The following is a 25,426-nucleotide window of genomic DNA, read 5'->3' on the forward strand; positions in this document are numbered from 1 at the left end:
AAAATTCATCAGGTATGAGGAAAATGGAACTGCATTGGAAAATCCTAATTGGCATGCTCCTAGGATTGGTCTTTGGCTTTGTTATGACCTATCCGGATTGGGGGCGGGAATTCGTCACCGATTGGATCAAACCATGGGGTACTATTTTCGTAAAGCTGCTAAAACTTATTGCAATTCCCTTGATTCTGGCTTCCTTGATAAAAGGTATATCCGACCTTAAGGACATTTCCAAGTTTAAAAGAATCGGACTTCGAACTATCGGCATTTATATTTTTACTACCGTTGTAGCCATAACCATTGGCCTTTTATTGGTAAATGTATTGCAACCTGGCAATGGCATTTCCGAAGAAACGGTCGCCAAGCTTTCGGAGACCTATGCCTCGGATAGCGGGGTTACCTCAAAATTGGACGAGGCCTTGAAACAAAAGGAAAGTGGGCCGCTTCAATTCTTGGAGGATATGGTTCCGGACAATGCGGTAAAGGCCATGAGCGAAAATGCATTGATGCTTCAGGTGATATTTTTCACCATTTTTATGGGGATTTCCATGTTGTTGATCGGTGAGGAAAAGGCAAGACCCCTAAAGCAGTTGTTTGATGCCTTGAACGAGGTGGTTTTAAAAATGGTGGACTTGATCATGCTTACAGCTCCCTATGCCGTTTTCGCGTTATTGGCAAATGTCGTGGCCTCCTCCGGGGACTCCGATCTGTTGGTAGCGCTTCTCAAGTATGCCGGTGTGGTGGTACTGGGTTTATTCTTAATGATTATTTTTTATACCATTCTGGTTTCCACATATACCCAAAAAAACCCCTTCTGGTTCTTAAAGGAGATCAGTCCTGCGCAATTATTGGCCTTTTCCACGAGTTCCAGCGCGGCTACCCTTCCGGTGACCATGGAGAGGGTGGAGGAGCACATAGGCGTGGATAAGGAGGTTTCCAGTTTCGTGCTCCCGGTAGGGGCAACGATCAATATGGACGGTACCAGTCTGTACCAAGGGGTAGCTGCAGTTTTCGCCATGCAGGTCCTTTGGCCGGAAGGCCTATTGTTCAGTAATCAGATTATCATAGTCCTCACAGCGCTTTTGGCATCCATTGGCTCGGCCGCTGTGCCGGGTGCGGGTATGGTCATGTTGGTTATTGTTCTGGAATCCATCGGTTTCCCCCCAAATCTATATCCCATAGCACTGGCTTTGATCTTTGCGGTAGACAGACCCTTGGATATGTGTCGTACGATCGTGAACGTTACGGGTGACGCCACCGTGTCCATGGTGGTTGCAAAATCCGTTGGCAAACTGGGCGAGCCCCATCCACAGGAATGGGACGACCATTTGGAAGAGGTAATTTCAAAAAATTAAATAGCAAGAGCGATGAACATTTGTTTTTTAATGTATCCCTGGGATGAAATCGATCCTGAAAACGATACAAGCCTGGCATTGATACACGAATGCGTAAAACGCAATCATGGGGTAGCGCTATGTAGCCCTGCAAACCTGACCATCCGAAATAGCGTTACTAACGCTTTTTGCACGGTAATCAATAGAATGGAGAAGGTTTCAAGTAGTTTGAAATCCTTCTATAAACAGGCCGACATCCGGGAAGAGATGTTGCCATTGGCCGGATTTGATGTTATTTTTATGCGCGCCAATCCGCCGTTGGACCCAATTATGCTCAATTTTCTGGATTCGGTCAAGGACGATGTATTCATTGTGAATTCCATACAAGGGCTTCGTGAAGCCAATAACAAATTGTATACCGCAGCATTCGGTGATTCCCATAGTAATATTATACCGGCTACACATGTGTCCAAGAACAAGAACTATCTCTTACGGCAAATCAAGGAGTCCAAATCGGACAAGATGATTTTGAAGCCTTTAAACGGTTTTGGGGGATCAGGGGTAATCCTTATCGAGAAGTCGGCCATGAACAATATCAAATCTTTATTGGATTTTTATGTAACTAACTCGGATGGAACGTCTAACTATGTCATACTTCAAGAATACATTGAAGGTGCTGACCAGGGCGATGTACGTATTCTTCTGCTAAATGGAGAACCTATTGGGGCCATGAAACGAGTACCTGGTTCAGATGATCATCGTTCCAATGTTTCCGCAGGGGGTTCTGTGGCCAAACACTCTTTGACAAAGCAGGAAAAGGCCCTTTGCAAGCAGATTGGCCCAAAATTGGTAAAGGATGGGCTGTATTTTGTCGGTATTGATGTAATAGGTGGTAAATTGGTTGAGGTAAATGTAATGTCTCCCGGTGGGGTCACCTACATGAACAAGGTCTATAAGACAAAGATACAGTCCAAGGTCATCGATTTTGTGGAAAGTAAGGTCATAGACAAGCTGAAGGCTTTCCAAAGACGTTCCAGGCTACGCGATGAGGTAGAAAATGCGTAGACTTTCCGTTGAAAATATAATTGAATTGATTCAATCGGAAACCCCTTTTGAAGCGGTATCCGAGGATTACTCCTTTACCCTTAAAATAGAGGATTACGTTCCTTATGTTTGTGGGGCTGTCCACGATGGTCATCAATTTCGGAAATCGCTCTGGGAAAACTGTTTGCACACGGAATATGAGCGCTGGTACGAGGAGGATCCCTGTACTAAGGAAATGGTACAATCGCACCCTATCGTTATAGCAGGATGTGACAGCCGTTTTGAATATGATCTGAACCGGTCTCCGGAAACTACTGTCTTTGATACGGCCTGGGGAAAACAACTATGGAAAAACCCCTTACCTGATTCCGAAAGAAAGCATAGTTTGAGGAAACATGCCAATTTTTACCGGGTAGTACACGCCCTAATCGGAAAACTGGAATCAAAACACGGGAGAGCCTTGGTTTTTGATATGCACAGCTATAATTGGAAACGTTGGGATAGGGAAGTACCTACCTGGAATTTGGGAACGATCAATATCGATATGAAAAGATTTGGGGAAACCACCTCTTCTTGGAGTCAAAAACTGGGCACTATAGATTTGCCAAATGGCATAGAGCCTTCCTCAAAAATCAATGACACCTTTCAGGGAAACGGACATTTTTTAAAATACATTACCCGAAATTTTGATTATACCTTGGTATTGGCCACGGAAATTGCCAAAGTGTATTGCGATGAGCTTACCGGAATACTTTATCCGGAAGTAGTGCATTCCGCAACGAAGCAATTAATGGAATTGATACCTTTGCAGGTCAAGGAATTCTTGGAAGTTAAATTATGATAGGGGAAGCGCAGCGCAGCGATATTGAACGGGAACATGCCAATTTATTGGCCATAGATACGCATTTGGATAGGTTGGTGAAGCGAATTGAGTTGCTGAGTTATGTGAACCCCTTGAATATTGAAAAGGAGAAACAACGTTTTTTTGCGTCCAAGTATAATGAAGAACCTCAATTTCGTTACCCAAAGCTAAAATTCGATCCGTATAAATTGCATCGCTTGTTCTTTTCCAAGCGTCTGGACGTTATTCCCGATGAGCGAATCCGAAAGCTATATCAGGATATTATTTACTACTACTCCAATATGGTCCAATGTATAGAGACTATTGGACAGGGCAAGGATTTTTATTACAATTCCCTCAGGGTATACGGTTCCCCTACGGAAAGGGACGTGCAAAATGCAAAGTTTATTCTGCATTTTGCCGATGAACACGTTTCCAATACTATGGAAAAGCGGTTTACTGCAGATGAGGCCAAGGTCTACTTTCAGGATTTTGCAAAGCAATACGACTTTCCACTAAATATTAAGTTTTCGACCCATATTGCCGCGGATGCCATGGTCAGTAACATATCGCGGACCCTGCTCATCAAAAAAAACGCCAAATTCAGTAGCAACGAACTTCTTACCTTGGCCAATCACGAAATTGGCGTGCATTTGGTGACCACGTTTAATGGATTGATGCAGCCCTTAAAAATATTTTCCAACGGTTTCCCCAAAAATGTAGAAACCCAGGAAGGGTTGGCCGTGTTCAGTGAATACATGAGCGGTGCCCTTACCCTTAAACGTTTAAAGGAATTGGCCTACCGCGTATTGGCCTCGGACAGTTTGATCAAGGGATACAACTTTTCGGACACCTTCGATTTGATTCATAATCAATACAAACTCAACCGCCACGAAGCATTTGCCATTACCCTTAGGGCGCATAGGGGAGGGGGGTTCACCAAAGACCGGCTTTACCTAAGCGGACTTCAAAAAATATACAAACGCTATCTACGTGAAGAATCCATGGATGAATTGATGACCGGAAAAGTGACCCTGGAACACGAAAAGGACATCAAACACCTTTTTAATATGGGACTGGCCCGTAAGATTACCCACATAAACTTCGCTTACGCACAAAACCTGAACAAAAACAAGACACTGGATTTTATCCTGAACAATCTGAAATAGTTACCGCTAGGCTTTTTAGATTGTAGGCCAAGTTGGGAATTAATTATAACCAATTACAAATTTGGCTGAAAAGAAATTTTAAATATTTCTCGGTACAAATTTTCCTCACTTTGTTCGTAAAATCCACTCTAAGAGACAAAAACCATTAAATCAAAATCATGTGATATCGGTTCGAGTGATTTTATTTCGAATAATAACGAAAAATAAAATTGTATCGAGAACCATAACGGGCTTTAACCCAAAAACTTCGCCTTCAACTCGGGGGTTGGGATCATACAGGCGTCTTTTCTACCAAACCAACGGTACCTATTTTTGGCGACAAAATCATATACGATATCACGTAATGATCTGGGAATCAAGTTAAATACGGTGAGAATTATCCAAATGCCTCCGAAAGAACGACCTATTTTCAGTGCCGCGTCCGATTTGGTGTAAAATGCGACCCCGGGATCGATAAGAATGATGGAATCCACCTTGGAGGTATCAATGTTTCGTTCTCTAATAAGTTCTTGACCAATTTCGCTTTGTAAGGCAGCGTAGCGGAAGACATCTTTCTTGTCCCGCTTTATGACGAATTGAATGGAGCTGTTACACAGATTGCAGACCCCATCAAAGAGAATAACTTTTTTATTCTTTTCCACTATACAAAGATACATTAGGGAAAACAGGTAGGCTAAATTTTATAATGTATTTAAGAATGTGGTCAAATCCACCTCCTTGTCCAGGCGTAATTTCTTTTTCAACCGGTATTTGGACTTAAGGATACTCTCCGGCAATACGTTTAAGGTTGCCGCGATTTCCTTGGTGGTCAGGTTCATCCGTAAAAAGGCGGCCAATCGTATCTCTTTTTCTGAAATTTCCGGATACAATGTTTTTAGCTTTTGGTCAAAATCGTTATGCACCTCGGCAAAATAGGTCTTAAAGACCTCCCAATCCTTATCCGAGGCATTTTCTCTTTTAAGTAGCATTACAATGCGCCTGAATTCAACCTTAAAACGATCTGGATCGTTTTTTATATTTTGGAGGTTGCCGAGAAGTTCTTGGATAAAGGTGTTTTTTTGGACCAAATGCAATGTTTGGCTAGCGAGCTCTTTCTTTTTATGGGCAATTTCCTGTCTGTAGATCTGTTCTTGCTTCTCCCGTTCTATTCGGTTTTTCTTTATACGTTGGCGGAACCCAAAAAACAACAGACCGGAAACGGCAATAAAGGTAAACATTCCTCCCGCGTAGAGCCCTTTGCTAAGTCTATCTACCTTAGCCATTTCGTTTAAAGTATTGATTTCCTCTTCCTTTAATGCAATTTCTGCTTCCCTACGTTCGGTTTCATACAAGGTCTGCAACTCATCGATTTGTTTTGCTTTCTCTTTGGAGAATAAACTATCACTGATAACTCTCGATCTTTTGAAATCTTGGATGGCTTTCTGGAGGTCTCCATTTTCTTCATAGACCAAACCCCTTATATAAAGTGTATTTTGCAATTCATTGGAGATCCCAATTGAATCGGATAAACTTACGGCCTTATCCAATAAAATGATTCCTTTCTGAAACCTTTTCGTAAGGGCATAGGCATGGCCAAGGTTGGACATGTCGGTAATCCAGTTGTTGGTTGCGGAAATTTCTTTTCCCTTAATAAAAGCCTTTTCCAGATATTCTATGGCTTTTGGGTAGTCTTTTAAATTCAGGTACTCATTGCCAATGTTACCATAGGCAATGATTTCTGAGGATGGGAAAGTGTAGGCCAAGGCCATTTTCAGGCTTTCCTGGTATTTTTTTATGGCAGCGGCGTGTTTTTTTTGGGAGGAGTAGACATTGCCTATATCCAACAAGGTATTGGAAAGGAAGTAATTATCCTCCAATCTATTGTACACGATAATGGCTTGTTCAAAATAAGTGATGGCCTTTTCGTTGTTTGCCATTACACTGTGTAGTTTGCCCAGGTTCCTGAACAAATCTGCTTTGTGATAAGTTCTTATGTCCAAGGAGTCATATATGGTCAGGGCTTTTTTATAGAGCTCCATGGCCTTGGGATAATTACCTAACTCGTAATAGTGCACTCCGTTATCACTGAGCGCCGAACCATACCTTAAATAGTCTCCCCCCACTACATTTATTTTTGCAACGCTGTCCATTAAGCGGATAGCGTCCAGGTAATTCCCATTATGTGCCTTTAAGATGGACAAATTTTTCAGCGTACTGGATACAAAGGAATCGTCATTTATTCTTTTTGATTGCTTTAGGGTTTTATTAAAATAGTATTCGGCCGAATCCATTTCCTTTAGATTGAAATAGTGGTATCCCAAATTAAAATCTCCTTGAAGTATGCCTACTGGATACTCAGCATCCTTAGAGATTTTACGCATCTTTAGAATAAAGGTCTTCGCCTTTTCCGAATCATTGTAAATCAAAAGACCGATAATATCATCCAGTATTTCAATCTGACCTTCAATGCTATTAGAGGTTTCGTAAACCTTTAAAAGACTGTCTACCTTTATCTGGTTTCTTCCCTGTCCTAAACATGTCCAAAGTGAAAATAGGGCAATGAGGCCAGCTATAAGCTTTGTTTGCATAAACGATGGTAATGAGATATTCCAATTTACCTCCGTTCAATGGGTAAACGTTCCCTGTCCATAGTTTGTCCATGGGTTCTGGATACCTCTCTTTTGAAAGAATATATGTAATATGTTGTTTATTAAAGGGTTAATACTTTTGGTTAGCACATAGAGCTTTGCGCTGTCCATGTGGAAAAAGCAATTAGAATTAATCCAAACTTCAATACGCGTGGATTCATAATGGCTTGGCGCGGATTCTAGGACAATTTTTAAAAACCAAAGGAGCATGAAATTAATTTCACTCATTTTGGGTAGGTTATTCCAGGCGTTGTTTTTTGGAGTATTGACTCGCCTAGGCAATAGTGATTAAAAAGGGTATGTTAAAAAGAAATAACCTGGTTTGTAGTGCCATTATCAATAGCATTTGATGCTATCTACCAGTAATTGAATCTTCCAATTCTGGTAATAAAGCATGAATAGGGTTTTGTGATTCAAATAGTGTTCAAAAAACTTGTCAAATCCGTTGCCTTATCCAATCCCAGCTTCTTCTTTAACCGGTATTTGGATTTGAGGATACTGTCCGGCAACACATTGAGGGTCGCGGCGATTTCCTTGGTGGTCAGGTTCATGCGTAAAAAGGCGGCCAATCGGATTTCTTTTTCTGAAATATCGTTGTATAAGGTCTTTAGCTTCTGGTCAAAGTCGTTGTGCACCTCTGAAAAATAGGTCTTGAACACCTCCCAGTCCTTGTCCGAGGCATTTTCCTTTCTAAGCAACATCATGATTCGTCGGAATTCCATTTTGAACTTCTCCGGGGAATATCGGATGTTTTCCAAGTTTTCCAATAACTCCTGAATAAAGGTGTTCTTTTGCACAAGATGCAAGGTCTGGCTGGCTAGTTCCTTTTGTTTATGCTCTATCTCTCTTTGGTAGATTTCTTCTTGTTTTTCGCGTGCTATTTTATTCTTTTTCATCCGTTGCCGAAAGCCAAAGAACAACAATCCTGAAACGGCTAGGAAGGTGAACATTCCCCCTGCATAGAGCCCCTTGGTCAATCGGTCGACCTTTGCCTTTTCATTTAAAGTGTTTATTTCTTCTTGCTGCAGAGCAATGGCAGCTTCCTTCTTTTCGGTTTCGTAGGCGGTTTGAAGCTCACTGATTTGTTTCGCCTTTTGGGTGGAGAATAGACTGTCTTTTATAGCCTGGGATGCTCTAATATCAACCAAAGCGGATTGTGGTTCCCCTTTTTGCTCAGAGTTGAATGCTCTATAATCCAAGGCATTAAGGAGCTCATTGCCTATTCCTCCTTTTTTCGCAAGTGAGATGGATTCATTTAGATATTTTTCCGCTATGGAGAATTCTTTTTTGTACGTAAAAGAGTTGCCAATGTGATACAAATAGATTACCTCATTGATATCCGAAAGTTCTTGTCGATCATACGCTAGACATTTTTTTAGATTTTCGATGGCCATATCATATTCCCCTAAGTTTTTGTAAGCTATTCCAATGTTTCCATAAGAAATAATGGACACGGAATTGTTTTTGCTTAATTGGCTAATCTCCAATCCCTTTTTATGGAATTCAAGGGCCTTGTTTTCATCTCCTAGATCTGAATGAACGCTTCCCATGTCCGTAAAGGTGGAAGCGGCGTATACATAATCCTCTATTTCCAAATAAGTTTCAAGGGCTTGCCCAAAATAGTCCAGTGCCTGCTTTTGATTTCCTTGCCTGGTATTTAGTTTTCCAATGTTGCGAAGTACATCAGCTTTTCTATAAGGTTCACGTGGAATGGTATCCAAAATCTTCAGTGCCTTTCGATAACCTTGCATGGCCTTTAGGTAGTCTCCTTTATCATAATAGTGGGCAGCGGTGTTGTTGATCGAAACGCCATAGTTTAGATAATCCCCCTGATCTAAATATATTCTGGCAACAGAGTCCATAAGCCGTATGGCCGAAACATAATCCCCATTGTGCCCTTGAACCAATGAAAGTTTCGAAAGTGCCTCTACCATACCGACTTTTTTGTTTTTTTCCTTCGCTAGATCCAAAGTCCGGTTCAGGTGAAATGATGCGGAATCCATCTTTTCAATGCTATAATAATAGTTACCAAGGTTCAATTGACCCAAAATTAAGCCTGCATCATACTTCTCCTTATTTGAAATGGAAACCAATTCTTGAATGTAAGCCTTTGCCTTGTCCGTGTCATTATAAATGTAATTGTCTATCAGAGATTCCAGCAAATCCACCTTTATTTCAATTTTGTTTGTGGAATTGTAGATAGAAAGTAGACTATCCGCCTTTTTTTGGATTTGACCTTGGACTTTGATTAGGGAAAGAACGATAACGAATATCCAAATAGGTAATTTGGTCATGGTACAGTTGTGCATATTGGTTTGTTCTAAGTTAATTAATTAATGTAGTATGATAAAACACCAATCCATATCCAAAAAGGACGCTGTCCATACTTTGTCCATGATCTTAGGAATATCACTCTTTTTTAAATAAATTATAAAGTACTGATATATAATATCTTAAATAGTAAATTCCGAAAATAAAAATACAGACTGTCCATGTAAGAAATATCGGAATACAGGAATGTATGTCCATGGTTTGTCCATGGACATAATTAGTTACGGCGTTGATTTGAAGCTAGTTTCGAGCTGTTGAATCCTTAAAAACCAAAAAGTTATGAAAACAACGATTTCAAAAATTAAAATGGGGGCTCTTTTACTGTTGACCTCAATGTGCTGCCTTGTGATTTCCTGTAGTAAAGATGAGGCTCCAGTAGATCCTCCCCCAGCCGAGGGAGGGGATGGAAACGCTGGCGGGGAAAATCCGGGAGAAGGGGAAAACGAGAACAACCTTGAGGAGCTTAACTCCCTGATTGCCAATCTCAGCTATGATGCCGATGTGCTCCTCAATGTCCAAAATACCGGTTCCTTGGTGCCGGATCGCGAGGAAACGAGCAGCAGAAACGACAATCAAGGCCCGACCGAAGGTTGGGTGACCGAATGCAAGATCAAGGACTATAATCTGGAATCCAATTTTGATGATGTAGCCATCTTGCGGCCTACAAACGGCGTAATCTTTCCTGGTGCGCTGGTCATTGGAAACGATGGTATGCTAGATGGCGCGCCGGATCCCTTGACCCTGGACAGGTCCGCGGTAACGCTAAGTATAGATCTTCCCGGTATCGGGGACCAGGGTACCATAGTTGTCGAGGACCCCACGAATTCATCCGTACAGTCCAGTATAGACAACGCCTTGGAATGGTGGAACGCCAATGCCTACCAAGAAGGGTATGTAAATGCGGCAAATTCCTCCTACCAGGCAACTACATCCTATTCTTCAAAGCAGTTTAGCTTGGATGTGGGTTTAAATGTGGAATGGGCCAGCGGTTCCTTGGCATCGCAGTTCGAGTTTGAAAGCAATAGAACGGAGCGGACCGCTGCTATTGTATTTAAACAGGTATTTTACACGGTAACCATGGATACCCCGAGTTCAGCGGCAAGCGTATTTGCTCCCGCAGTTACCAAAGAGCAGGCCGAGGCGGCCTTTGATTCGGATACACCACCCGCTTATGTAAGTTCCGTCTCCTACGGAAGGGTCATCATGGTCCGTATGCAGACCACAGAGGAGGACACCTCGATCGAACTGGATGCAGTACTGGAATATGCAGGCGGGTATCGTGCCGCCGGCTCCTTGGAATCCAAATATGATGAAATCCTTAAGAATTCTAGTGTTACGGTAGTTACCATTGGCGGAAATGCGGAGGCAGCTTCAGAGGCGATCAGTTTGGCCGATATCAACACGGGCTTTGGTGCCTTGAACAGTGTCATAACCGGTGGAAATGCCGTATACAGCAGAAACAACCCCGGCGTTCCAATTGCGTATACCATCCGGTATCTAAAGGACAATACCTTGGCGAAAATGGGATATACTACCGATTATACCGTGGAGAAATGTGGTTCGTTCAGATTTGAACATAAAAATATTGTGGTCGAAAATGAATCCAATTACGATACCCGCTTCCGTTTCATCTATAAGTTGGCCGGTAACAATGACGAGTTGCAAACCGGGTTCGTTGAGGTAAACAACGACAAGCGTGTAAGTGGCAGCCCTCCGGACGGTGCATACGATGTCCTAGTCCAGTTTGATCTCCAGAACGCCTTGTTCCAATGGGATAGAATGGGGGAATTTGATCTGGGTTACATCAGAAATGAGGAAGATTTTAGGGTTTTCTGCTCCGAACGTGATTTCATCGGTTTTTGCAAAACCGTTTCCGTAGAGCCCAATTAAAATTATCCATTGGCTATCCCATTTATTTACAGTCGGTATCTAAAGTTGTGGATTCAATAACTTGGGTATCGGCTGTTTCTTTAGTCATTTTTGCCCGTTTTGCCCAGGGCGTTTGCAAATTATGCCAGGGCATTACCTTTTGCCCGGGACCAATTCCAACTGGTCTACGCTTACATTGGTGGTAAAAACACCGTAATTGACCACGGCTTTGTCCTTTTCCAGTTTGTCGATACTGCCCACGGCCTTTCCGTCTTGCATCCGAACACGGTCCCCGATCTTAAAAACAGGTCTCGGTTTGTTCTTCTCTTGTTGAGCTGCTTTTTTTTGAGCCACCTTCTTTTTTGCCCGGATAACTTGCACCTCCTTTTGTACTTCCTGGGCGACCTGGGCCTTCTTGACACGCTCCGCTTTGGCCTCCCGAGCCGATTTTTTCTTGCGTTTGCTGTTCTCCGTCTCAATAATCTGCAATAGTGCCGATACCAAAGGCCTTTTTTTCTTATCGTGGAAATAGCGATCGGCCGCTTTGTTGACCTTATTGCCCAATTGGATCATCCGTTGGTCATGGTCGTAGAGTTCCTGATAGTTCTCCAGCTTGGATTTGATCTTTGCGTTTAATTTTTCCAGGCGCATGGCCTCTTCCCTGGCCTTGGACTCCTCTTCCTGTAGCCTAGAGCCTGTTTGGGCCATTTTGTTGCGTTCTTTTTGCAATTTCGCTATCGTGGCATCAAAACGTACTTTACCGCGCTCTATTTTCTTCTTTGCTTTGTTGATAAGGCTATATGGAATGCCATTTTTCTGCGCCACTTCAAAAGTGAACGAACTGCCGGCCTCCCCAAGTACCAATTGAAAGGTAGGCTCCAAGGTCCTGCCGTCAAAAAGCATGTTGGCGTTGGTAGCGTGGGGCAATTCATTGGCCAACGCCTTTAAATTGGCATAGTGGGTGGTAATAACGCCATAAGCTTTCCGTTCATAAAAGACTTCCAAAAAGGCTTCCGCCAAAGCACCGCCCAATTCAGGATCGCTACCTGTACCGAACTCATCGATAAGAAATAAGGTATCGCCATTACACTTCCGTAAGAAACGGTTCATGTTTTTAAGCCGATAACTGTATGTGCTTAAATGATTTTCAATGGATTGGTTATCTCCAATATCAGTAAGAACCTGCCCGAAAAGACAGACGGAACTGCGTTCGTGAACCGGAATAAGTAAACCACTTTGCAACATAGTCTGTAGTAGCCCAATGGTCTTTAAGGTTATACTTTTCCCTCCTGCATTGGGTCCGGATATCACAATGATGCGATTTTCCTGATGTAGCTCTATGGTCTGTGGCCAAGTTTTTTCGCCCTTGCGTTTGTTGGTCAAATAGAGTAGGGGGTGATAGGCCTCACGCAGAAAGAGACGACGGTCCTCATTGATCTCCGGTTTTAGCGCATTGATGTCCGAGGCGTATTTGGCCTTGGCAGCGGTAACGTCCATAAAGGCCAAAAAATCCTGGTAATCGGAAAGTAACGGCGCAAAAGGACGGATAACGTCCGTCAATTCCTTTAAAATCCGTTGCACCTCTTCCTTTTCATCAAATTCCAGATTGTTCAGTTCCCGACTGTGGCGTAAGGTGGCCTCTGGTTCCACGTAGACAATACTTCCTGTCTTGGAGGTGCCCATTACCGTACCCTTGACTTTCCTTCGGTACATGGCCTTTACGGCGAGAACCCGCCGATTTTCCACGACCGACTCCCGGATTTCATCCAAATAATCCGACCCTTGATACGTATTTAAGGCCGATGCGAAACTTTGGCTAATTTTCCCCTTTACCTGTAGTATTTCCCGGCGTATGCGAAAAAGTGCCTCGGATGCCCTGTCCTTGACCTCCCCGAAACGATCGATAACCACGTCAATAGCAACCGGAATCTCCGTGTTGGGTTCAATTTCTTCGGATTTGGCAAAAAGCAATGGGTAATATTCCTTGAATTTCCCCAAGAATTTCTTTTGCCCCATTACCGTGGTACAAAGGGAGCCTATTCTCCGAAACCCGCTAATTTCAAGAGTGGTATTCTCTATTTTAAGTAGCTTCAGATCCCCGTCTATCATGTCAAAACCATGATTAGGGACACGATTGTCACTTATCAGCGAGGAAACATATTCCGAAGTCTGGCCCAAAGCGTCCAAAATACTGGCCTTATCGAACAGTGGCATAAGGGACAATGTCCTTTCCTTGCCCAATTCCGTCGTGCAGCGCGAAGATACTTGTTGCAGTACCGCGGGCAATTCAAGGTCTTGAATTACTTTTTTCAAGGTATTGTCCATCTTGGTTTTTTTGAACGATGGCAAAGGTACGGATTTGTAAGATGCTGAGTTTTGGGTAAACCATTACCTTTAGCAATTCATGGGATTCACTGAGACTGCAAACTGCAATTTTTGTCTATAACATCTTGAACGCTGGGATTGTAGGCATTTTGATTGACCGAATAATCATTTGGGGTAAAGGAAAGATCATTTTCCACCAACAAGCTTATTCCGCAAAAATCTGTCAAGTCCGAATTGCCAAAAATCCTACATCTTCGCCCAATTTGGGACAAATTACTGAGCCCATCAATATTTTTTAGGGAATAATTAAACATTATGGCGAGCTCTCCACCCAATACTGTTAGTGACTCCAAGCCATTCAAATTTTGCAGTGCAATATTGCTCGAAAGTTGCAATGAACCGCCTAGAAATTCTAGCCCCTTCAATCCTTCCAAACTAGTAAGCGCATAGTTGGAATCAATGATAAGATTTTCCCCAACTGAAACCAGATTGCCCAATCCGTTTACCTCGGTTACTTGTTCTAAACTACGTATTCTCAACTCGCCTCCAACCTGGGATAACTTACTTAACCCATTGAGGTCCTCCAATAATGGTAAGGCGTAAAAATCCATGTTTCCATTGATTTCAGTAATATTTGTTAAACCACTAAAATCATTTAATTCAGTCAAAAGATGAAAAACCAGGTCGCCTCCTATACTCTCATAGCTTTCTAAAAAATCGATGTTTTCAAGCTTTTGATTTTGATCCAGGCTTAAATCCCCACTGATTTTTGATAAACTACCTAATCCGTTAATATTGGTAAGTTGATTATTTAACCTAATATAAATAGACCCATTTACGCTTTCCAAACTTTCAAATGCATCTACATCGGTCAAAAACCTATTGGAAATTATCCATAGAACGCCCCCGATACGTGTAACGTTATTCAGGCCATTAAGATTAACTAAGTTTCCCATCTCTTGAACAAATAAATTCCCATTAATTTCGGTAATACCGGAAAGCCCTTCAATATTTGAAAAAACATTTGCTGAAATTTGGATATCGCCTCCAATGCTGGAAACGTTTTTTAATCCATTAATGTCGCTCATAACTTCGTTTCCATGAATGATAAGATTGCCTCCTATAGAATTAAGGCCTAATAATCCTTCTAGGTCTGACAGTTTTTCATGTTGTATCCAAAGATTGCCTCCTATTCTGTTTAACTCATCTAACCCGTCTAGATTTTGAATACCCATGCGTCCAGTAATTTGAAGTGTACTATCAATTTCTTTTAAATTACTCAGGGGTTTGAGGTTCATAGTATTGCCAGATGAACTTGGGTAAATTACAAGGTTGCCCTTGATTCTAGTATAACCCGGTTCACCAAAATTATCTATCTCCGACTGAGTCCTTAGAACGACACTACCATTGTAAACCAATTCAGGGGATTTCGTAGTGCTAAAGTTTATTTCGTTCCCATAGGCTATCCCAGTGTTGTTAACGGCATAGGATTTTGCAAAGTACGTTGTATTTTCCTCTAAATCAGTTATCTCGTAGGAAAATTCCCCCATACCTTTACCGCTATCCGAAGCATTGTCCTCTATTGTAGGGTTCTCGTTTATACCCCAGCAGATGCCTTTCTTTATTACCTCACTCCCGCCATCGGCAATCACATTGCCACCAACCAACGCCGAGGAACTAGTAATATTGGATACTTCGTTTGTTGTTACGGTAGGAATTTTTGGGTTTTCACCTTCCGCTATGGTGTTGGATTCGTTTTTGCTACAGCATACGATGAAAACCAGGATGAAGAGGGAACTAATTTTAATTTTCATTGTTTAGTCTAATAATTAACTATGCAGGAATCATATGTAACTCTTATGCATAGTTACTAAATAATTCTAATGGCTCTTTTGATAAAAAGCTAAATTCTCCATTTTTTCGATGAACCCTCATTTTTTGTTTAAAATATTCGATTCTCGGCTTTTTGAATTGGAGTTACTACAATATTCATGGACTTTTTGAGTTTTTAAAACAAACCAAATGTCCGCTAAAAAAAAGCGACATAATTGTTTCGTCCCAATGAAAAATCCTAACCTACTCGCCATCGGCTTTGGCCTCGCCTTGCTCATTTCATCCTGTAGTGCAACAAACCAATTAACCATGGGGGCATTGGAACCTGCTCCCGTGCATCTGCCCAAGGAAGTCGTAAACATCGGCATTATTGACCGAAGTGCACCCTCTGAGGGCAATCGGACCTTGGACAAAATCGATAAAATACTTTCCGCCGAGGGGCTTGAACTCGATAAAAAGGGCGCACATGCCGCAGTTACCGCCCTTAAGGAAGAGTTAGAGCGCCACGATTCCTTTGGAAAGGTAGAAATCCTATCGGATACCGATGTCAGTAAGGGATTGGGTGTGTTTCCCGCTTCCCTTTCGTGGGAAAAAATAGAATCTCTTTGTGCCATACACCATGTAGATGCCATTTTTTCCTTGGCCTTTTATGATACGGATACCAAGGCATCCTACAACATGACTACTATGCAATTGCCCAACAGTTTGGGTATTGAGGTGCCCATTCCCGCCCATGAGGTTCACCTACGGACACTGATAAAGAACGGATGGCGGATATACTATCCTTCGGAAAGACGCATTGTAGATCAATTTGTCTTCAACGAGGGCCTAACCTCCATGGGCAGAGGCTTAAACCCTATAAAGGCCGTGGAGGCAATTGCCAATAGAAATGAGGGCGTGGTAGAGCTTAGCAAGAATATGGGCAGTTCCTATGCCTTGCGCTTATTGCCCTTTCGTATTCGTATATCACGGGATTACTATGTGCGCGGAACGGATAATTTTATAATAGCCAGACGCAGGGCACAGACCGGGGACTGGGATGGGGCCGCGGAATTATGGGAAAAGGAAATTAACAACCCAAATCGAAAGATTGCCGGTCGGGCCCATTATAACATGGCCATTATAAACGAGATAAACGGGAATTTGGTAGAGGCTATGGATTGGGCCTCCAAATCCTACGCGGATTACAGGGACAGGAATGCCCTACGTTACCTTAATGTCCTAAAATACCGATTTGCCCAAAACGAGGCCTTGGAACAGCAGGTTTCCCGATAATCCCAGTTAATGGGCTGGTTGGGCGTCCATTCTTTTATTTTTTTGGCGTCTATCACTCCTAATTTTGCGAAGGTTTTTTGACTACTTTTGATTCGGACCTCCGAAAGCCTTTTTGGCGTTTGCTTCGAGAATTCCCCTGATTGCATAGGGAAGGAGCGACCGGTGGTTCCCAATCGACAAAGTATGTCCATGAACGTAGACATTCACCCCAGTTGGAAGGAACAACTGAATTCGGAATTTGACCAGCCTTATTTTCAGGTCTTGGCCGATTTTGTGCGGAAGGAGTATCAGAATTATACCTGTTTCCCCAAAGGGAAGGATATTTTTGCCGCCTTTGACCATAGTCCTTTTTGGGAAACCAAGGTGGTGGTCATAGGTCAGGATCCATATCATGGCCCGGAGCAGGCCAACGGGCTTTGTTTTTCGGTAAAGGATGGAATTCCACATCCCCCTTCGCTAGTCAATATTTTCAAGGAAATAAAGGTGGATGTCGCCAAACCCTATCCCAAAAGCGGCAATTTGGAATCCTGGGCCGAGCAAGGCGTTCTTCTGCTCAATGCTACCCTTACCGTGAGGGCGCATCGGGCGGGAAGCCATCAAAACAAAGGATGGGAAACCTTTACGGACGCCGTTATACGAAAGCTTTCGAGCAGTCGGGAAGGCGTGGTTTTTCTGCTTTGGGGCGGGTTCGCCAAAAAGAAGGCCGCTCTAATCGATAAAAGCAAACACCACATTCTCACATCGGGCCACCCCTCTCCCTTAAGTGCCAACAAGGGGTACTGGTTCGGGAATCGTCATTTTAGCAAAACCAATGCCTTGCTGCAGCAAATGGGGAAGGAGCCCATAGTTTGGTGAGATGCTAGGTAACATTGTGGAAATGGTCTTGACTGAAGCATGGAACATCGGCGAAGTTGTTTCGTAACATGCGAAATTACAGGGAAGCTAAAATATCGCTTGGCCTTATTTGCTTATTAATCAACTTTAATTCAATTAGTGTATTAATCACGTTTTCAATATTTTGAACACTAATTTGTTGTTGATTCCATTTTGTCAACGAAAGCCATTTTTGAATATCCTCCAATTGCTGGCCATACCTATTCGCCAAGGTCCTATCTATACTCGGAATTCGCCTAAATTCCGAGGTGTACAGATTTATTATCTCCAAAACATGTTCCAAGGTCCGGGTATCGTTTTGCAAAAACGCATCCGTTGCCGCTATTACAAAACAGGGCCATGGGGTAGGGCAGTCGCCTAATCTTCTAAAAGTCCCATTATCCACCAAGGGCTTGGTGGTAAAGTGCTCCCACATGAAATAATCGGCCTGCCCTTGGGTCAAGGCTTCAACGGCGCCCTCCAAGTTGTTGATGACCCCAAAAGGCAAGGCATCGGTATCCCAGCCCTCTTTCTGCGCATTTACAAAGGCCATGAGATGACTTCCGCTTCCAAACCTACTAATTGCCGCCGTGGTGTTTTTGAGCTCGGAAACCGCCTTAAAATCGCTTTTAGCACTTACATGGATACCCCAGAGCAGGGGAGAGGAAACATATTCCTGAACAATCTTGGCGGGATTTCCGTCGGAAATGCTTTTAACCATTCCCTCAGTCAGGATTATGGCCAGATCCGTTTCACGGTTTTGCAACATTTGGCACATTCTGCCTGTACCTTCAGGAATATCCGTCCACTGCAGATCAATACCCCTTTCTTGAAAAGCCCCTTCCTCAATGGCCATGTGCCACGGAAGGTTAAAATGTTCGGGAACGCCCACTATCCTTACCGTTTTCATTTTTTTAGTTTTAGCTGAAGATAGTCATAAATGGCGTATTGTGACCGTATGGCCTTCCCACCTTGCTCTTGCCGTACCCTTTCATTGCTATCCGAGGCATCTTGAATCCGGGCCTTGACATTATCGCTAAATTGAAGCTGTAGGATATGGTTGAGTTCCGCAAAGACTGCTTTATCCAGGATAGGGGTCAATACTTCGATACGCCTGTCCAAATTTCGGCCCATCCAGTCGGCCGAACCTATATACATCTTCTCGTCCCCTCCATTTTCGAATACGTAAATCCGCCCATGTTCCAAATAGCGATCCACGATACTGGTCACTTGTATAGGTTCCCTGTTGGGGTGGGCCTCATCTTTGGTATTGGGCACCAAGCAGCAAAATCCCCGAACCAAAAGCCGTATTTTAACTCCTGCATCGCTAGCCCTGTACAAGGCATCTATCATGGTCTTATCCTCCAGACTGTTCATCTTTATGCTGATAGAAGCCGATTTTCCCTTTAGACGATGCTTAATCTCATTTTCTATGCATTGCAGAAAGGTGTGCCGTGTGGTATAGGGCGAAACCAAAAGCTGTTTTAGTTTGGGAACGATCAATTTACGGTCCAAAGTGGAAAAAACTTGGTGCAGGTCCTCGGTAATCTGTGGGTGGGCGGTAAAAAGGCCATGGTCACAATACAATTTCGCCGTCTTTGCATTGAAATTTCCGGTACCTATGTAGGCATAACGTCGTAGTACCCGCCCTTCGCGGCGTTCCACAAGCGCTATTTTGGAGTGTACTTTGATATTGGGCACGCTAAAGAATACCTGGGCTCCCTGCTTTTGGAATATTTTTCCCCACTCTATATTGTTTCGTTCATCAAAACGGGCCTTGGCCTCGATAAATAGGGTTACTTTCTTGCCGTTTTCAAGGGCGGTAAGCAGGGCATCCGTCAGTACGGAGGTTTTGGCAATCCGATAAAGTGTCATTTTAATGTGCTCCACATGTTCGTCCCGGGCTGCCGTAAGCATGAATTTTTCGACCGAATCAAAGCTTTGATAGGGAAAATGAACTATGCTGTCCTTTTCGGCGATGCTCGCGAAAAAATCGGTGGAATTGGAAAGCACGGGGTGTGGCAGCGGTTCTTTTTGCCCATAATTCAATTTGGGGTTTCCAGTGGGGTTGCCAAAACCAAAAAAATCGGAAAAATTATGGAAGGTACCGCCCGGGAAAAGGTCTACCTTGCCCAAATTAAGATGGTTGCGCAATGACTTTCTTAGATTTTCGGGCATTTTTGAATCATAGAGAAGACGTGTGGGTTGTCCCGATTTTCTTTGCCCCAAGGATTCATAAATACGCTCTACCAGGGCGGTGTCCCCATAATCGTCTTCCAGGTACAATTCGGCGTCCCGGGAAAGTTTAATAGCATAACTTCCCGCAATTTGCTTTTCGGGGAACAGCTTTTCCAAATTCATTTTTAAAACGCTATCCAAGAAGACATAGGTGGTGCCTTCCCCGGGAATTTCGACAAATCGAGGATGTCTATCCGTAGGGATTTTGACAAAATTGAAATTTTCATCGAAAAAGTATACCAAAAGGTATAATCTACCATCCATTAACTTGGGGTTCTCATCCATTCCCAGTATTTCACAGTCGTTTTGAATGTGCTCGGCAAAATATTCCGATATATATTTCTTCTGGGCATCGGTTAAGTGGTCCAAATCGGGAAAATGGATGTCATGTCCTCTTAAATCCTCCAAGATATCCCTTAGAATGCTCCCAAAACGTTGTTGTTGGCCATCAATAACCTTTAAAATGTACTTTAGTTTTTTGTTAGGTCTTAGCATCAATTTCTTGCGGAGCGGTTTGTCTACCTTTTTTAGCTGACGTAGTTGGGAAACCCGAACTTTGAAGTACTCATCAAGATTGGACGAAAAAATCGCGAGGAATTTTAAACGTTCGAAGGGTGGGGTAGTCTTTTCCGCTGCCTCCAATAGCACACGTTCGTTAAAAAAGAGCCAATTTACATCGCGGTGCTTGTATATTTCTTTTTCCATGTAAGGGCAAAAGTAGGAAATAGAGCTTCGTTTTAGTTAAAGCGAATGTTAAGCTACCGATTCATGAAGAAGTAAGGCCCTCCAGGGTAAAACGAATCAATTTATCGACCGCATTTTGGGCATTTTTTGAAAACTTCCCGGTAGCCCGATTGGCCAGGATACAATTGAGCGAAATTGCACGGTGTCCCAGTAATTGCGCAAGCCCGTAAATACCGGCAGTTTCCATTTCCAGATTGGTAATGCGCAGGTTTTTAAAATTGAAAGCTGTTAGTTTGGAAAGGAAATCATCATCTTTGGGCTCAAGGCGTAATCGCCTTCCTTGAGGGCCATAAAATCCTGAATTAGTGACAGTTGCCCCTAATCGTATACGATTTTCGCTTATTTTATCCGCTAAATCTTGATCGTATTTTACCACATAGGGCCGCATAGGGACGTCTTCCCATCCCAAATGCAACCTTAAATTCTCGGAAATTTCCAAGTGCCGGATGGATTCGCTTTTATAGAAATAAAGCAGACCATCAAAACCGATTCCATATTCGCTTAACAGGAAAGAATCGATGGGAATTTCGGGTTGCAAGGCACCGGAAGTGCCAATGCGGATTATTTCAAATCGTATACGATTTTCTTTGGGCTTCCTGCTCACAAAATCAATGTTGGCCAAGGCATCCAGCTCGTTTAAAACGATATCTACATTGTCCGTACCGATTCCTGTGGAGATAACGGTAAGCCTTTTGCCGTTTAAAGTTCCGGTATGTGTATGGAATTCCCTTTTTTCCTTTTTTACCTCAACATGGTCAAAATATCGGGAAACGTCCGATACCCGTTCAGGGTCACCGACCGTAATAATGGTCTCCGAAATGTCTTCTGGTAACAGGTTTAAGTGGTAAATACTGCCGTCCGGATTAAGGATGAGCTCGGACTTCTCGAATTTCATGAATACCCTTAGAGCTTAAGTATTCTGTTAGAATCCGTATTGTAGAGATAGTTGTATTTTAAGGCACCTCCCAAATAGGCCTCATTATCCCTCATAGCGGAATAATAGTTGGTTTTTCCCTCTAGTATCTCCTTGCCTTTTTTGGAAAGCCTCACAGGGTTAAAAGAGGTGTACAAAGGTTTTAATAAGGAGATAACACGTTCAAATTGGGAATCGCCAAAACCATAAATCCCCTGATTCCGAAGAATAGTACCCATGAGTTCCCGTTTTGACTTGGGTCTATGTTCCAAGGAAAGGTTCAACACATGGTTTTCCACATTGTTCAGCCCATTTTTAATGGTAGGGAACCGCTTTAGATGCGCCTGAATGGCATCGGAAAGGTAGTTGAACTGAAAATCGCCAAAATCGGTCAAATTTTCAAGGCGTATGGGATTGTCACTGCAGTACAGCTGCCAAATGTAATCGGCGTATTCTATGTCATCCTGATTTAGAATTATCCGATGGTCGAACAATTTTTGTAATTGTTCGTTTGTGAGTTCGTTAAGACCATACAACCTTTCGGATTCATCTTCCTTTCCACTGCAAACCAAGGAAATTTCGGCATATTTTCGGTTGGCCTTGAGCCAACTGACCACGGCCAACAGATTTATTTGGCAGAATAGGTCGTATTCAAACCACAAAATGATCTGGTCTTGTTGTTTGTGATTGCAAAGTGATCGGTATTCCTTTAACGTCTTCTCAATAAACCAAGATTTGGAGACCTTATAATTCTTATGTAGAAACTCAAATCGGATCTTCCAGAAGGATTCACTGCCCACGTTGGTTTCGGTTCGGCCCTCACACAACATTTCACGCCAAGTAATGATGTCCCCCTTAAAATCAAGCGTTTTTAACCGCTCTGTGAAACTGTCTCCGTTGGTAATATGTAGTAGGGAACTCATAAAATGGTCTCGGTTTAGGTTTAATCGGTTAAAAGTAACATTTAATCGAAAAAAACAAAAAAAATTAACAGAAAACTACGCAACTCATTGAGTGTTAAGGCATCGCAATAAAAGAACGGATATTTTACCCGCCCACACGTTTTACCTTAAACCCCTTTTCCGTAAGGATTTCCATTATTTTTTTACGATAATCCCCTTGAATGATGATAATTTCACCTTTAATAGAGCCACCTACGCTCAACCGTGTTTTCAATTCCTTGGCCAATTTTTTAAAGTCCTTATCCGCCCCATTATATCCTTCCAGAATTGTAACGGGTTTGCCTTTGCGTTTTTCATATTTACAAAGGATGGGGTCGTCCTGTAGCCAGATGTCGGGTTTTGCATGGGGTTTTGCTTCTCCTTCCTCCGGAATATGGTCCGGGAAAAGGTTTTTGAGCTGGTCTTTAAGATCCATTCTTGAATACTTTTTGGTTAATCGGTAGTCGTTTGGCTCCCCCACCAATTTGCATTGGGTTCAAAGGTTTCGGAAAGGAATTCCAAACGTTCCCTTTCCAATTTGGGCCACAACTCGTTAGTAATACGGGCATCTCGAAGCTCGTCCATTTTTGGGTCATATTCAGCGTCTTTTTCGGGGATAACCGCCTTGACCTCTGCCAACCAGGATTTTAGCGCACTACTTAAATCTGCGGTTATTTCAGGGTGTTCCGCTTTAACATCCTTTTGCTCCCCTGGGTCTTCCTCCAGATCATAAAGTTCCTGGCTACCATCTTCCCAGTAATGGATCAACTTCCATTTGCCCTTGCGGACTATGGAAGAGGGGTCGCCGCCTTGGTTGCCATAATGCGGATAATGCCAAAAAAGAGTCCTTTCGGGCAAGGTCTTCCCTTCCAGCACGGGTTTTAGGCTTATGCCGTCCATATGTTGTCCGGGCAAGGGGTCGATATCGGCCAGATCGAGAATCGTGGGATAAAAATCCGTTCCCGATACGGGATAATCGGTACGGCCTCCCTTGTTGTCCAACCACGGTACCTTGATAAAATAAGGCTCCCGGATGCCGCCTTCCCATTGGTATCCCTTTCCGCCACGCAAAGGAAGATTGCTCGTCGAAAAAGCATCCCCGGAAGCGACCCCGCCATTGTCCGAGGTAAAAATGACTATGGTATGCTCTTCAAGACCCAATTGATCCAGTGTATTTAGGACCAAACCTACAGCATCATCCATACTTTCCACCAGACCGGCATAAATTGGGTTGTCCTGTACCTGCCGTATGGGAAGATTTCGTTCCATGACATAGCCATTCTCAGCCAATCCGGTATTTGTGGCTTTTTCGCGATATTTTGCCCATTTGTTTTGGGTGGTCTGTATGGGGCCATGTACCGCATAGAAAGAGAGCATGGCAAAAAACGTGGAATCCTTATGCGTTTTAATGAAATCGGAAGTTTCCTTGGCCAGACGCATGGATAGGTTTTCCCCATCGACCAAGTTTTCGAGATTTGGGTTTTTCCATGGCGAAAAATAGCCTCCGATAGGACTGCCCTTTTCCCATCCACCCTTGTTGATGTCAAATCCATGCTCCTCGGGATAAGACCCCTTGTTGCCCAAATGCCATTTTCCGGCAAAGAAGGTCGTATATCCTGCGGCTTTTATAGCCTCGGGCAAGACCACATCGGCTTTGGGCAAGGCGTGGACATATTCCGCCGGCAACAGTTTATCGTACCTCTTATGATCCCGCCAAGCCGTCCCGGATTTGGCCCCTATCCAATCCGTAATGCCATGTCGTGCCGTAAACTTCCCCGTCATGATACTGGCCCGGGAAGGGCTGCACACCCTACTGGCGGCGTAGCCTTGTTCAAAGACCATCCCTTCCGATGCAATGCGGTCTATGTTAGGAGTTTCATAGTAGGTACTCCCCGTACTGCTTAAGTCGTGAACACCGAGATCATCCGCCAGAATAAAAAGTATGTTGGGCCGTTTTTTAATTACTTCGGGATGTTCCTTACATGATATACATGGGAACAAGATGGGGGAGAAAAGGAGTAATCGTATCGTTTTTCGCAAGGTTTAGTTACTTTTTGGTTGGAAAAATTATTTTTTTATCAATCCCAATTCGATCAATCGTTCATGTAGAAACTCGCCTGCAGAAATATCCGCATAGTGTTTGGGATGTTCGTCATCTACACAGTGTTCCAAACAATTTAGGGGCATTTGGCTAATGGGATGCATAAAAAACGGTATCGAATAACGGGAAACGCCCCATAGCTCCTTAGGAGGATTCACCACCCGATGTATGGTGGACTTCAGTCTGTCATTGGTAAGTCGGGACAACATGTCCCCCACATTGATCATAAGTTGGTCAGGACGTGCCACGGCATCGATCCATTCGCCTCTATGATTTTGTACCTGAAGCCCCTTCCCATGGGCACCCATTAATAAGGTAATTAAATTGATGTCGCCATGTGCGGCGGCCCGTACGGCGTTTTTGGGCTCTTGGGTTATCGGGGGATAATGGATGGGCCTAAGGATGGAGTTCCCATTGGTAATATAGGGGTCAAAATAGGTTTCTTCCAGGTCGAGATGTAACGCCAAGGCGCGTAAAACATATTGGGCCGTCTTTTCCAGCATTTTATAGGTTTCCTTGCCGACCTTGTTAAAATTGGGGAGTTCATCTACCTTCACATTTGCTGGATATTCCGCCTCCAATACAGGGTCGTTCTCCACAAATTGTCCAAAATGCCAGAATTCCTTTAAATCCCCTTCCTTTCTGCCTTTGGCGTGCTCCTTGCCGAAAGAGGTATACCCTCTTTGCCCGCCGATTCCCTCAATTTCATATTTGTCCTTAATGTGTTGCGGAAGACCAAAGAATCCCTTAATTTCGGCATAAAGCTCCTCTACCAATTCGTTGGACAAGAAGTGGCCGCTCAATGCCACAAACCCTATCTGTTCAAAGGCGTCCCCGATGTCTTGGGTAAACTTTAGCTTCCTATCCGGTTGTCCGGATGTAAATTCCCTTAAATCTACACTGGGTATCGTATCCATAATCTTTGAATTCTGAGATAGGCCAAAGTTAATAAATAATGGCGCATCGTTCTT

19 protein-coding genes are annotated in these 25,426 nt (G+C 43.2%); 7 read left to right on the forward strand and 12 right to left on the reverse strand.

Annotated features, from left to right (window positions below; all coding sequences use genetic code 11):
* Positions 1 to 14 precede the first annotated feature (14 nt).
* From Q0993_RS20795 to Q0993_RS20810, 4 genes are read left to right on the forward strand one after another with little or no spacing between them, the layout of a single operon-like run.
* Positions 15 to 1,352 carry a dicarboxylate/amino acid:cation symporter gene (locus tag Q0993_RS20795; protein ID WP_299537040.1) on the forward strand — a complete coding sequence of 446 codons (1,338 nt, stop codon included), beginning with the start codon at positions 15 to 17 and terminating at the stop codon, positions 1,350 to 1,352.
* A gap of 12 nt (positions 1,353 to 1,364) precedes the next feature.
* The gene (gene gshB / locus Q0993_RS20800) at positions 1,365 to 2,396 is read left to right on the forward strand and encodes a glutathione synthase (RefSeq protein ID WP_299537042.1); all 1,032 of its coding nucleotides are present in this window, start codon (positions 1,365 to 1,367) and stop codon (positions 2,394 to 2,396) included.
* The gene (locus Q0993_RS20805; protein ID WP_299537045.1) at positions 2,389 to 3,216 is read left to right on the forward strand and encodes an N-formylglutamate amidohydrolase; all 828 of its coding nucleotides are present in this window, start codon (positions 2,389 to 2,391) and stop codon (positions 3,214 to 3,216) included. The genes gshB and Q0993_RS20805 overlap by 8 nt, the downstream gene beginning before the upstream one ends.
* A complete protein-coding gene (locus Q0993_RS20810; protein ID WP_299537047.1) occupies positions 3,213 to 4,385 on the forward strand; it encodes a flavohemoglobin expression-modulating QEGLA motif protein in 1,173 nt (390 codons plus the stop codon). The genes Q0993_RS20805 and Q0993_RS20810 overlap by 4 nt, the downstream gene beginning before the upstream one ends.
* Positions 4,386 to 4,618: 233 nt before the next feature.
* Here the strand turns inward: Q0993_RS20810 and Q0993_RS20815 are convergent, their stop codons facing one another.
* The 3 genes from Q0993_RS20815 to Q0993_RS20825 all read right to left on the reverse strand — a co-directional run bounded on the left by Q0993_RS20815 (position 4,619) and on the right by Q0993_RS20825 (position 9,321).
* Positions 4,619 to 5,041, reverse strand: coding sequence for a thiol-disulfide oxidoreductase DCC family protein (locus tag Q0993_RS20815; RefSeq protein ID WP_299537049.1), 423 nt, complete (start codon positions 5,039 to 5,041; stop codon positions 4,619 to 4,621).
* A gap of 24 nt (positions 5,042 to 5,065) precedes the next feature.
* Complete coding sequence (locus tag Q0993_RS20820) at positions 5,066 to 6,952, reverse strand: tetratricopeptide repeat protein (RefSeq protein ID WP_299537051.1); 1,887 nt, start codon at positions 6,950 to 6,952, stop codon at positions 5,066 to 5,068.
* Positions 6,953 to 7,425: 473 nt separating this feature from the next.
* On the reverse strand, positions 7,426 to 9,321 hold the full coding sequence (locus Q0993_RS20825; protein WP_299537053.1) for a tetratricopeptide repeat protein: 1,896 nt from the start codon (positions 9,319 to 9,321) through the stop codon (positions 7,426 to 7,428).
* 301 nt (positions 9,322 to 9,622) lie between these two features.
* Between Q0993_RS20825 and Q0993_RS20830 the strand changes: the two genes are divergently transcribed.
* Positions 9,623 to 11,233 carry a thiol-activated cytolysin family protein gene (locus Q0993_RS20830; protein WP_299537056.1) on the forward strand — a complete coding sequence of 537 codons (1,611 nt, stop codon included), beginning with the start codon at positions 9,623 to 9,625 and terminating at the stop codon, positions 11,231 to 11,233.
* 132 nt (positions 11,234 to 11,365) lie between these two features.
* Here Q0993_RS20830 and Q0993_RS20835 read toward each other — a convergent pair whose 3' ends face one another.
* Positions 11,366 to 13,537 (reverse strand): DNA mismatch repair protein MutS, encoded by a 2,172-nt coding sequence (locus Q0993_RS20835; protein ID WP_299537058.1) that lies wholly within the window; start codon positions 13,535 to 13,537, stop codon positions 11,366 to 11,368.
* An 86-nt stretch (positions 13,538 to 13,623) separates the two neighbouring features.
* On the reverse strand, positions 13,624 to 15,351 hold the full coding sequence (locus Q0993_RS20840; protein ID WP_299537060.1) for a hypothetical protein: 1,728 nt from the start codon (positions 15,349 to 15,351) through the stop codon (positions 13,624 to 13,626).
* Positions 15,352 to 15,598: 247 nt separating this feature from the next.
* Between Q0993_RS20840 and Q0993_RS20845 the strand changes: the two genes are divergently transcribed.
* Together Q0993_RS20845 and Q0993_RS20850 are read left to right on the forward strand one after the other, a co-directional pair.
* Positions 15,599 to 16,645, forward strand: coding sequence for a DUF6340 family protein (locus tag Q0993_RS20845; RefSeq protein WP_299537062.1), 1,047 nt, complete (start codon positions 15,599 to 15,601; stop codon positions 16,643 to 16,645).
* Positions 16,646 to 16,834: 189 nt separating this feature from the next.
* Entirely contained in the window at positions 16,835 to 17,500 is a 666-nt protein-coding gene (locus Q0993_RS20850) for a uracil-DNA glycosylase (RefSeq protein ID WP_299537387.1), read from the forward strand.
* A gap of 76 nt (positions 17,501 to 17,576) precedes the next feature.
* On the opposite strand, the gene Q0993_RS20855 is transcribed toward Q0993_RS20850, so the two are convergent.
* The 7 genes from Q0993_RS20855 to Q0993_RS20885 all read right to left on the reverse strand — a co-directional run bounded on the left by Q0993_RS20855 (position 17,577) and on the right by Q0993_RS20885 (position 25,372).
* Positions 17,577 to 18,428, reverse strand: a complete 852-nt coding sequence (locus tag Q0993_RS20855; RefSeq protein ID WP_299537064.1) for a substrate-binding domain-containing protein — start codon at positions 18,426 to 18,428, stop codon at positions 17,577 to 17,579.
* Positions 18,425 to 20,461: a polyphosphate kinase 1 gene (ppk1, locus tag Q0993_RS20860; RefSeq protein WP_299537067.1), complete on the reverse strand. Its 2,037-nt coding sequence runs from the start codon at positions 20,459 to 20,461 to the stop codon at positions 18,425 to 18,427. Before ppk1 ends, Q0993_RS20855 begins: the two co-directional genes overlap by 4 nt.
* A gap of 61 nt (positions 20,462 to 20,522) precedes the next feature.
* Complete coding sequence (locus Q0993_RS20865) at positions 20,523 to 21,395, reverse strand: nucleoside phosphorylase (RefSeq protein WP_299537070.1); 873 nt, start codon at positions 21,393 to 21,395, stop codon at positions 20,523 to 20,525.
* An 8-nt stretch (positions 21,396 to 21,403) separates the two neighbouring features.
* Positions 21,404 to 22,336, reverse strand: a complete 933-nt coding sequence (locus Q0993_RS20870; protein WP_299537073.1) for a DUF1835 domain-containing protein — start codon at positions 22,334 to 22,336, stop codon at positions 21,404 to 21,406.
* A 124-nt stretch (positions 22,337 to 22,460) separates the two neighbouring features.
* On the reverse strand, positions 22,461 to 22,790 hold the full coding sequence (locus Q0993_RS20875; protein ID WP_299537075.1) for a translation initiation factor: 330 nt from the start codon (positions 22,788 to 22,790) through the stop codon (positions 22,461 to 22,463).
* 17 nt (positions 22,791 to 22,807) lie between these two features.
* Complete coding sequence (locus tag Q0993_RS20880; protein WP_299537078.1) at positions 22,808 to 24,394, reverse strand: sulfatase; 1,587 nt, start codon at positions 24,392 to 24,394, stop codon at positions 22,808 to 22,810.
* 27 nt (positions 24,395 to 24,421) lie between these two features.
* A complete protein-coding gene (locus Q0993_RS20885) occupies positions 24,422 to 25,372 on the reverse strand; it encodes a 2-oxoglutarate and iron-dependent oxygenase domain-containing protein (RefSeq protein ID WP_299537081.1) in 951 nt (316 codons plus the stop codon).
* Positions 25,373 to 25,426 lie beyond the last annotated feature (54 nt).

The organism is Ulvibacterium sp. (assembly GCF_028285715.1).
In the GTDB taxonomy this organism is placed as follows: domain Bacteria; phylum Bacteroidota; class Bacteroidia; order Flavobacteriales; family Flavobacteriaceae; genus Ulvibacterium.

What these genes read in the sequence shown, in the direction of transcription:
- Q0993_RS20820 (WP_299537051.1), bottom strand. Translation starts at nt 6,952, where the DNA reads ATGCAAACAAAGCTTATAGCTGGCCTCATTGCCCTATTTTCACTTTGG.
- Q0993_RS20810 (WP_299537047.1), top strand. Translation starts at nt 3,213, where the DNA reads ATGATAGGGGAAGCGCAGCGCAGCGATATTGAACGGGAACATGCCAAT.
- Q0993_RS20840 (WP_299537060.1), bottom strand. Translation starts at nt 15,351, where the DNA reads ATGAAAATTAAAATTAGTTCCCTCTTCATCCTGGTTTTCATCGTATGC.
- Q0993_RS20850 (WP_299537387.1), top strand. Translation starts at nt 16,835, where the DNA reads ATGAACGTAGACATTCACCCCAGTTGGAAGGAACAACTGAATTCGGAA.
- Q0993_RS20805 (WP_299537045.1), top strand. Translation starts at nt 2,389, where the DNA reads ATGCGTAGACTTTCCGTTGAAAATATAATTGAATTGATTCAATCGGAA.
- Q0993_RS20815 (WP_299537049.1), bottom strand. Translation starts at nt 5,041, where the DNA reads ATGTATCTTTGTATAGTGGAAAAGAATAAAAAAGTTATTCTCTTTGAT.
- gshB (WP_299537042.1), top strand. Translation starts at nt 1,365, where the DNA reads ATGAACATTTGTTTTTTAATGTATCCCTGGGATGAAATCGATCCTGAA.
- Q0993_RS20865 (WP_299537070.1), bottom strand. Translation starts at nt 21,395, where the DNA reads ATGAAATTCGAGAAGTCCGAGCTCATCCTTAATCCGGACGGCAGTATT.
- Q0993_RS20885 (WP_299537081.1), bottom strand. Translation starts at nt 25,372, where the DNA reads ATGGATACGATACCCAGTGTAGATTTAAGGGAATTTACATCCGGACAA.
- Q0993_RS20830 (WP_299537056.1), top strand. Translation starts at nt 9,623, where the DNA reads ATGAAAACAACGATTTCAAAAATTAAAATGGGGGCTCTTTTACTGTTG.
- Q0993_RS20835 (WP_299537058.1), bottom strand. Translation starts at nt 13,537, where the DNA reads ATGGACAATACCTTGAAAAAAGTAATTCAAGACCTTGAATTGCCCGCG.
- Q0993_RS20875 (WP_299537075.1), bottom strand. Translation starts at nt 22,790, where the DNA reads ATGGATCTTAAAGACCAGCTCAAAAACCTTTTCCCGGACCATATTCCG.
- Q0993_RS20795 (WP_299537040.1), top strand. Translation starts at nt 15, where the DNA reads ATGAGGAAAATGGAACTGCATTGGAAAATCCTAATTGGCATGCTCCTA.
- ppk1 (WP_299537067.1), bottom strand. Translation starts at nt 20,461, where the DNA reads ATGGAAAAAGAAATATACAAGCACCGCGATGTAAATTGGCTCTTTTTT.
- Q0993_RS20825 (WP_299537053.1), bottom strand. Translation starts at nt 9,321, where the DNA reads ATGCACAACTGTACCATGACCAAATTACCTATTTGGATATTCGTTATC.
- Q0993_RS20845 (WP_299537062.1), top strand. Translation starts at nt 15,599, where the DNA reads ATGAAAAATCCTAACCTACTCGCCATCGGCTTTGGCCTCGCCTTGCTC.
- Q0993_RS20870 (WP_299537073.1), bottom strand. Translation starts at nt 22,336, where the DNA reads ATGAGTTCCCTACTACATATTACCAACGGAGACAGTTTCACAGAGCGG.
- Q0993_RS20855 (WP_299537064.1), bottom strand. Translation starts at nt 18,428, where the DNA reads ATGAAAACGGTAAGGATAGTGGGCGTTCCCGAACATTTTAACCTTCCG.